Raw genomic sequence first — 8578 nt, forward strand, 5'->3', positions numbered from 1 at the left:
CGCCGCCGTTTAGCTAAGACGTTAGGCTTAACCCTTCCTATACCAGAGACATTGACTGCTGAGGCTAATGTCTTAAGCAAGTATAAGTATGAGAAAGGTAAATAAAAATGATTGACGTATATAGTTTGTTTTCAGTTTCTTTGCAAAGAAAAGTTAGTCAGAAGTATATGGAGACACTGCATGAATATATATCATCTGCATGAACAATAACAAGCTTGGCACAAAGCCGCATTATCAAATATTAGATGGGCTTCGGGGTATAGCAGCTATTATCGTGGTATTCTTTCACCTTGCCGAGCCACTTGCCAGCAGCCGCTTTGACAATATTGTAAACCATGGTTATCTGGCAGTTGATTTTTTCTTTCTACTATCCGGCTTTGTCATTGGCTATGCATACGACGACAGATGGGACAAACTAACCATCGCTGGCTTTCTTCGCCGCCGGTTCGAGCGGCTGCAACCGCTCGTTGTGCTGGGCATGACGCTCGGCGCCATAGGCTTTTACTTTACCGACTCAACCATATGGCCGCTCATTCACACTGTTCCGGTATGGAAGCTACTTGTTGTCTGGCTGATAGGATGTACTCTTATTCCCGTCCCGCTTTCCATGGATATACGCGGCTGGCAAGAAATGCATCCGCTCAATAGTGTTGGCTGGTCATTGTTTTTCGAGTACATAGCCAATATGCTCTACGCCTTGGGTTTAAGAAAATTATCTAATAAAGCATTGGCTTGTTTTGTAGGACTGGCAGGCGCAGTGCTTTTGCATTTTGCTGTTACAAACCCTAACGGCGACGTTGCCGGTGGCTGGACACTGAATGCTGAACACATGCGCATCGGGATGACGCGTACCATGTTCCCCTTTTTTGCCGGTCTGCTTTTATCACGGGCAGCACAGCCTACCTACATCAAAAATGCTTTCTTATGGTGTAGCCTGCTACTTGCGGTTGTTTTACTTATGCCAAGAATAGGCGGTGCAGAACATCTTTGGATGAATGGTTTGTACGAAGCTTTTTGTATCATCATTGTCTTTCCACTCATTGTATATATGGGTGCCAGTGGTGTGGTGCATAATCAGAAAGAAAGTAAAATTTGTCAGTTCCTCGGCAATCTTTCTTATCCCTTGTACATGACTCATTATGTGCTTGTCTATTTTTACGTGGCATGGGTAAGCAATCACAGCGGCATTACCTTATGGCAGGCCTGGCCATATGCCCTGCTCACATTTTCAGGAGCTATCGTGTTGGCTTATGCAAGTTTAAAGTTGTATGATGAACCGGTAAGAGCCTGGTTGCGAAAAAAGCTGAAGTAGCTAAAAGGAAAGTATATTATTTACTTTTTCCTCAACATCCCCTTTATTCTTCGCGGTGTTAGCATAGTTGTGAGTTAAATGATTCAGAGACGTTGCGTTCAAGAAGGACTGCGCCTAACACGCGGTATAAAATATTGGGATTGAAGTGATTTGCTAAGCGCATCGCTCGCTCTTGCTTAACATATGTTGACTTGTCAGCTGTAAATAAAAGAGGGGCTTCATGTGCCTTACACTTTTCAGCAGGCAGTCCTCAGGTTAGCCTTAATGGCTTCCACAGATTCCTCGTCTACTTAAAATCAGAAGCCTAGGCTCCTCTATTCATCCTTTCCAATGCGGGGTATTCATTCAGAGAGCCTAAGACGATCAAGGCATCCGTAAGCTTAGCTGCCATTAAGATATTGTCAAGCTGCTCCATTCCATAATTTAAAGGGCATAGGCAAAGCCTCTGTCAAGGTCAAGGATTGTACTATACTAATAAAACTGGTGGATTATTAAAAAATAGCTGCATTATTCTGCTAAAGCGGGAATTAATGTGGTCGCGCCTGTGTCTGCCTCTTAACTTTTAGCCAGGGCGCCGGCTTAAGGATAAATCAAATGTAACTGACTAAAATCAAGCATATGACAGAAAACTTTACCCTTGCCAGTATTCACCAGCACAGAGAGCTGCTGCAATCGCTTCCCTTTGATGAGCACGTCGGCTTGAAACCGGTTAAGATTCAGAAAAACAGGAGCATTATGGATGCACTGGAAAAAGCCGAGAGGGAGAATGCAAAGGCGCTGTTCAGTAACCTGACTGTGAGTCGCTGCGGCACCAGAGTCCCCTGCAAGATCTACGTGGAAGGGCTCAGGCAAAGGTCCTACAGCCTATACTTTGTCGATGGCGGCTTTGAGATGCAGCATCAGGAGAGCGCTGCCACGCGCGCAGGGAAGACCAGCGTGTATGACTTTGCAGTTGGTGCTATGATGTGTGGCATTCCGCTGAAGCCTTCTCCTTACCTGGTTTCCCTTCTGCATGGCATAACGGTATAAAGCACAGGGACTCGCCTGGTGTTGAGGTCAATGCATCCTGATGCCATCTTCCCCGGCCAAGGAGCGCTACCGGCCGCCGCAAAGCCTCCGCAGCTAAGGGCGGGGCTGCTGTGTGATTTGGCTTCTGTGATTCGTGTCTTCTTCATCTTATCAGTTTAAATGTATGACCTTTTGTCTACTTTTAAACTGTCTCGATTTTTGGGATGCTTACAGGTTCATAAAATACGATTGCTTCTTCCTTTGTCAGCTCGATACTTATTTTCATTTTAGGTATTTCTGTAAAAGATTATTTCGCTGATGGATATTCTGAGAAGTATACGTCCATTTCTATTGCTCCCATCATAGCCATTGATTTGGAGTTTAGAATACCTCCCCCGCCTGATGCATCTTTTCTTATGTTAAAACCAATGTCAGCAACATATTTATTCGGCTCTAAATTCTTCCCCTTTTTTTCCAACCAAGTTTCAAGCGCATCAATTTGAGTCGGCAGGTCCCAAATTTCATCACATAGCCATTCCACCTTTTCAAATGTTCCTTGGAGGTAGATATTTATCGGCATACTATTGTTCTTTAAATCCTGACTAACGTTTATTTCTCAGGCTGTTTCGAAGCCCACATCTTCAGGTTTGAGGTCTAATTTAGCGATGTTTTTCTTTATCCGCTGTACCAGCTTGAGCTTTCTTTTCTCATCCAGGAACAGGTACTGCGTAGGCGGCTGATACTGCACTCCTTTGCTGAGCATGTTCCAGATGATCACTGCCAGCTTGCGGGCCGTAGCACTCACCGCAGCCTGCCTTCCCTTGCGGAAGGCCACCCGCCTGAAGAAATCCGAAAGGTGCGTGTCGCGCAGATTTCCTATTGCATTGGCAGCGTTTCTCAAAGCAATTTTGAGTCGGTTGCTACCTTTGGGAATATGGCTGCTCAGCACCCTGCCTCCGCTCACTTTAGTGTTGGGGCAGAGGCGCAGCCAGTTGGAGAACTGCTTGGCCGATCCAAACTTTCGGATGCCTTCTGGCCCCACTTCGCTCATTAGCGCGATCACCGTCGAGTGGCTCACCCCCTCGATTTTAAGCAGGTCCACCCCGTTGAAGTACTGGAAGGCCAGCTGGTTGAGGTCCATCTGCTGCGGGGCGTTTTTGTTCACCCGCTTATAAGGCTTAGCCTCTGCCTTCAACTCCCGCTTTTCTTCATGTGCCTCTATTTGCTCGAGCAGCAACTTCTCGATGGCCTCATCGCAGGCAGCTATCTTTTCCTGCAGCACCTTGTAGATCTCCAACTCCTGGGATAGCGCGAAGAGCAGGTCCCTACGGCCGTTGCCATGCAAGGCGCGGGCTATCTCTTCTTTTGATTTGCGGCAGTTACCGTGGCGGAAACAGGCCAGCTTCTCGGGGTCCGTCTCCCCCCGGCAGATAGCTTCGATAATGGCCATACCCGTCTGGCCAGTCACCTTCCGCACCACCACGTCCAGGCGCAGGTTCAGCAGGCGCAGGTACTTGTGCATCTTCTGAGTCGTAACGGCAGCTGTCTCCAGCAATGAGGTGCGGTGGCGACAGTAGGTGCGCAGCTCCTCTGTGGACTTGTCAGGTAGAAAGCTGCCCGTCAAAAGTCCCAAAGAATGCAGGCGCTGTATCCACTGGCAGTCCTGCACGTCTGTTTTGCGACCCTTGATGTTCTTGGTGAACTTGCCGTTGCAAAGCAGCACCTGCAGGCCAGCGCCTTGTAGGGTGGCAAACAGGTTCTGCCAATAAGCGCCCGTGCTTTCCATGGCCACCGTGGTGATGCGTTGATCTAGCAGCCACCTGGTAAGTTCCCGCAGGTCTACCTCGTAGACGCCGAACTCCCGCACCTGGTCTGCTCCCTGGCCAACGGCCACATAGTGGGAGCGGCTGCCCACGTCAATGCCGGCGGCATGCGGGTTGACAATCTCCATGAGCGTACTTTTCTTTTTCATAACATGCTTAATGAAGTGAAAAAATATCCCAGGGGAATGTACTTATCGGTATTGAAAGTATCCTGATCGGGGTCTCCGTAGAGCCACCACTGAAATCACCTCAAAGCCTCTTGCAAAGAAGGCTTTCTACATTCCAACCAGAATGCACCGCGAGCTTAGAAGCGTCAATTAAAATCCGGTCTTGCAAGGGATACAGAGTAAATACGCAAAAGCGTTAGCGAGAGAAATCAATAGTTAATATAGGGGGAATGCACCACAATTACTGGCTAAACGGAGTTCATTCCGGTTATTACCCCTTTGAGTGGAAGTTTTGAAGCTGTTTACTCTCCTTCCTTGGCCAATTTATAGAATTCTTTTCTAACTTCCAGCCAGTTGACAGGAGCTCCTCGTCTATCCCGGTAATTAGTCCCTGAGGGCACCCCCTTCGCTGTCCAAAACATAACAGAAGTCAGAAACAGCCCCTACAGCATCCTGGAGGAGCAGCCGCTTCGGGTACATTAGCATGGCAAGCTTTAGGGCTTAAACTGAGTTCATAGCAGTTGATATATATTATATCGCTATCTTGTAATGATTGATTATAAACTTATATTTAGAACAGAACCCTAGAACTGAAATCAATGGAGATAATTTATCTCCTTAGCCTCCTCTTGATTTTTATAGTAGCATGTGACAAGTCAGATCCAGAGCCAGTTATCGAAACTTTCACAGTGGCAGGGGGTAACGGTCAGGGCGGAGCCGCTAATCAATTAGACGGTCTGGCGGATGTTCAGATAGACGCTGCTGGAAACATTTATGTGGCCGATCAAAATAATCACCGTATTCAGAAATGGGTACCGGTGGCAAGCAGCGGTATCACCGTGGCAGGTGGCAATGGATATGGGCAAGCTGATAACCAGCTTCACTACCCAGCTGGTATACATGTGGATGCAGCTGGCAATGTATATGTGGCTGACTTCGATAATCACCGTGTTCAGAAATGGGCACCAGGAGCAGCCAGCGGCGTCACAGTGGCGGAAGGGCATTCGTTTGGCGAAGCTGCTAACCAACTCTTTTCCCCAAATGGCCTATATGTAGACGCAACGGGTAACGTTTATGTGGCTGACCGTGGTAATCACCGCATTCAGAAGTGGGCACCGGGAGCAACAAGCGGCATCACAGTAGCTGGAGGAAACGGAATCGGTCAAGCTGCTAATCAGTTGAACAGTTCAGCGGGTTTATATGTAGACGCTACTGGGAACATCTATGTGGCAGATGAATATAACCACCGCATCCAGAAGTGGGCACCAGGGGCAACAAGCGGCGTCACAGTGGCAGGGGGTAACGGTCAGGGCATAGCTGCTCATCAGTTAGACAGCCCTACAGATGTTCAGGTAGACGCAAAGGGCAACATTTATGTGACAGAACTTAACAGATCACGCGTTCGGAAGTGGGCACCGGGTGCAACAAGCGGCGGCACAGTGGCGGGGAACAATGCATACGGCAGTGATCAGTTATATCAGCCAACCGGCCTTCAGCTGGACGCTGTTGGAAACATCTACATAACAGATAGCAACAACTATCGTGTTTTGAAGTGGGTGAAATAGGTAGCAAATATTAAGGGCTAATTCGTGTCTCTAACTACCAGGAGACTTTAAAAGAACTCCATAATGTTTAAAGACAATGCTCCACTAAACCCAGATTACAACCTTATGGTGTAGACTTCCCAGAAAGTCGGCCATTTAAAAGTTGAAAGAATGTTTAACTTTAAATGGAATGAAAAAGACACGCTTAACTATGGTCAGTGGACTTCATGAGTGACAGCCTCTGGGACGGCAGAAAGTTCAGGCTCCTCAATATTGTGGATGACCACAACCGGGAAATGCTAACCATGGAAGCGGATCTCTCAATTCCGGCCCTGCGGCTGATAAGAGTGCTGAAATACCTGCGGGAGTTCAGGGGGTTGCCAGAAATGATACGTGTTGACAACGGGCCGGAGTTCATCTCCCACAAGTTGGAGGACTGATGCAAGGAAAATAAGGTGAGGCTTGTGTTTATTCAACCCGGTAAGCCGATGCAGAACGCTTATATTGAACGCTGCAATGGCAGCGTCAGAAGGGAACTGCTAAACGCTTACGTGTTCAGAACCCTTGACGAGGTGCGCCAGAAGGCTCAGGAGTGGATGCAGGATTACAATCACCACCGCCCACATCAGGCGTTAAATTTCAGAGCACCCGCAGAATTATTGGAAGAAATTGTAACTTGAAAAACAACTTTACTTTGGCCCAAAATCTGGGGAAGCTTACAATGGGTACTATCGTTTTTTCTCAACATAAGTTGTCTTATGAGAAAGCCCATAAGCTAAGTCATGATAAGCTAACTAGAGAGGCAACAGGCTAGGCTAAATGGTGGCATAGCTAAACTGCTGCTATAGCTATTTCTCTAAAAGGAAATACAAATAGTAATCCTGGTCAGAGTCAGCCGCAAGGCTTGTAGCGTAGTTGCTGCTCTTGATTTGCCACCCCTTCGCTTGTTGCTCTTTTATTATTTGTAATGCACCAGAGTAATCATGATCACTTTCAGCCTTTACTCGTCTCTGTTCAAAGCGGCTGCTACTTCCTGTGGTCGAAATGTTTACAAGCATATTATTGTTCCTGTTTGAGACTATGAGTGTCATGGTTTCTTTTGGAGCAGCCTGCTCATACTGTTTAAAGCTGAACAAGGCTGTAACAGCTAGAGCCAAGACCAAGATTATACTTTTGTTTTTATCCATTGAAGTCATTTGATGAAAAACTATTTAATTTATCTATGTTGCCCAGCGGCCCCTGCTAACAGCGTGCGAGGCCGTCGGCCGGGGCATGATGTTGACATATATTAGCGGTTCGTTGTTTACTATCGTGTCGGCTTGTAATAAAGGACGATCGCACCTGAATCAAAGGTTTTTGTCTTTAAAAGTCTAAAAGTTGTCCTGCCTTTAATTTTGTCAAACAACGGCAGACCTTTTCCTTCTATCATTGGGTAAATACAAATTTGAAACTCATCAATCAAATCAAGGTTTATAAGCTGAATAATTAAACTCCGACTGCCTACCAAAATATCTTTGCTTGATTCAGATTGTTGTTTGAGTTCTAAAACTTCCTTTTCAATTTCTTTTGTTGCAAGTCTTGCACTATTCCATTCGGTATTTTTCAAGGTATGTGAAAAAACGATTTTTGGTATTTTGTCTATTGCTAAAGCGAAGTCGTCCATTGATTTTTGACCTGAAGGTTTTTTTAACAATGTTTGCCAAAATTGCATAAGTTGGTAGGTTGTCCGTCCATATAGTAGAACTCCCGCATTGTCCAAAATTCCGGCATAATGTTGATGTAAATCCTCATCGGGGATACCTGCTGTATGGTCGCAAATTCCGTCAAGCGTCATGTTTAATGCTGCAATTACTTTTCTCATATTTTAAAGTAAATGTTATCCATTAAAGTATATGGTTTATTATAATGACCGGTAATGCTGGGCTTTGCCATGACGCAGCTATGGTAAAGGTGTGGCTAGCATAAGAATTTATAATCCATCAGAGTAGTCAGGATTAACGCAGGTGACACCCTCCGCATTCTTCACCTTTACAAACTTACCAGCTATAAGGTCTACTGTCCACAAGTCATGGATTTCTGTAAGCTCAGCCTGTCGTCGGTCTTTAAAATGTATCACGTAAAATTGCTCACCTTCAGCCCCTTTTACTTCACAGGTCGTCCAGTTATATTCTTTTTCAGGATAATTTGACAGTATGTTGATTTCATCTATGACTTCAAACACAGCTTTATCACCATTTCTCCTAACAAACCTTTCAAGCAGAATCTTCCCTTCTCCGTTGTTGCATTTATTTTGTGATTTAGCAAGTTGGGAGACAGCGTACTTACTCTCGCTTTGTTCAGAAGCTATTAAAGTGCCAGCGCAACTAAACCACCCCATGTTTTCTATTTCAGTAGTAGTTTTACCTATCAAGCTGCTACTCTTTTGTTGTGTAGACTCGCTTTCTGCCATTGTCTGAGAGAATTGGGCAGATTGAGCGTCTGACTTATCAACTCTTGTTTGACCAATGCCATTACTAAAAATTTCTGTTTTTACGTCAGCATAGCATGAGCTCAATGCAACAGCAATAAGAATGAGTTGAAAAGTTGTCATCATATTTATAGTTCATTTTACACCTAACGGCAGTTTGTCTAAAAACCTCTGCTCGTCTCTTAGCTAAAGATAGCAATTTGAAAATATACTACACTAGTGGGGATAATTTTTATTCTTTGGCTAAAGCGCTGCCA

General features: G+C 45.6%; 10 protein-coding genes. 5 read left to right on the plus strand and 5 right to left on the minus strand.

Features of this window, described 5'->3' with window-relative positions; translation table 11 throughout:
• Nucleotides 1-199: 199 nt before the first annotated feature.
• A complete protein-coding gene (locus tag I2I11_RS20860) occupies nucleotides 200-1312 on the plus strand; it encodes an acyltransferase family protein (protein ID WP_196269698.1) in 1113 nt (370 codons plus the stop codon).
• Between the two features lie 618 nt (nucleotides 1313-1930).
• Nucleotides 1931-2341: a hypothetical protein gene (locus tag I2I11_RS20865; protein ID WP_196269699.1), complete on the plus strand. Its 411-nt coding sequence runs from the start codon at nucleotides 1931-1933 to the stop codon at nucleotides 2339-2341.
• A 286-nt stretch (nucleotides 2342-2627) separates the two neighbouring features.
• Here the strand turns inward: I2I11_RS20865 and I2I11_RS20870 are convergent, their stop codons facing one another.
• Nucleotides 2628-2900 (minus strand): hypothetical protein, encoded by a 273-nt coding sequence (locus I2I11_RS20870; protein ID WP_196269700.1) that lies wholly within the window; start codon nucleotides 2898-2900, stop codon nucleotides 2628-2630.
• Nucleotides 2901-2936: 36 nt separating this feature from the next.
• The gene (locus I2I11_RS20875) at nucleotides 2937-4292 is read right to left on the minus strand and encodes an IS110 family RNA-guided transposase (RefSeq protein ID WP_196269701.1); all 1356 of its coding nucleotides are present in this window, start codon (nucleotides 4290-4292) and stop codon (nucleotides 2937-2939) included.
• Nucleotides 4293-4909: 617 nt separating this feature from the next.
• On the opposite strand from I2I11_RS20875, the gene I2I11_RS20880 reads away from it, so the two are divergent.
• The 3 genes from I2I11_RS20880 to I2I11_RS20890 all read left to right on the plus strand — a co-directional run bounded on the left by I2I11_RS20880 (nucleotide 4910) and on the right by I2I11_RS20890 (nucleotide 6534).
• Nucleotides 4910-5875, plus strand: coding sequence for an NHL repeat-containing protein (locus I2I11_RS20880; RefSeq protein WP_196269702.1), 966 nt, complete (start codon nucleotides 4910-4912; stop codon nucleotides 5873-5875).
• A gap of 197 nt (nucleotides 5876-6072) precedes the next feature.
• A complete protein-coding gene (locus I2I11_RS20885) occupies nucleotides 6073-6294 on the plus strand; it encodes a DDE-type integrase/transposase/recombinase (RefSeq protein ID WP_370583032.1) in 222 nt (73 codons plus the stop codon).
• A gap of 24 nt (nucleotides 6295-6318) precedes the next feature.
• Nucleotides 6319-6534 (plus strand): integrase core domain-containing protein, encoded by a 216-nt coding sequence (locus I2I11_RS20890; protein WP_370583033.1) that lies wholly within the window; start codon nucleotides 6319-6321, stop codon nucleotides 6532-6534.
• Nucleotides 6535-6702: 168 nt separating this feature from the next.
• Here I2I11_RS20890 and I2I11_RS20895 read toward each other — a convergent pair whose 3' ends face one another.
• The 3 genes from I2I11_RS20895 to I2I11_RS20905 form a co-directional block, all read right to left on the minus strand.
• On the minus strand, nucleotides 6703-7041 hold the full coding sequence (locus I2I11_RS20895) for a hypothetical protein (RefSeq protein WP_196269705.1): 339 nt from the start codon (nucleotides 7039-7041) through the stop codon (nucleotides 6703-6705).
• Nucleotides 7042-7160: 119 nt separating this feature from the next.
• On the minus strand, nucleotides 7161-7715 hold the full coding sequence (locus I2I11_RS20900; protein WP_196269706.1) for a dihydrofolate reductase family protein: 555 nt from the start codon (nucleotides 7713-7715) through the stop codon (nucleotides 7161-7163).
• A gap of 108 nt (nucleotides 7716-7823) precedes the next feature.
• Nucleotides 7824-8447, minus strand: a complete 624-nt coding sequence (locus I2I11_RS20905; protein WP_196269707.1) for a hypothetical protein — start codon at nucleotides 8445-8447, stop codon at nucleotides 7824-7826.
• Between the last annotated feature and the right edge of the window lie 131 nt (nucleotides 8448-8578).

Origin of the sequence: Pontibacter rufus, from assembly GCF_015694705.1 — a bacterium.
GTDB classification, from domain to species: Bacteria; Bacteroidota; Bacteroidia; order Cytophagales; family Hymenobacteraceae; genus Pontibacter; species Pontibacter rufus.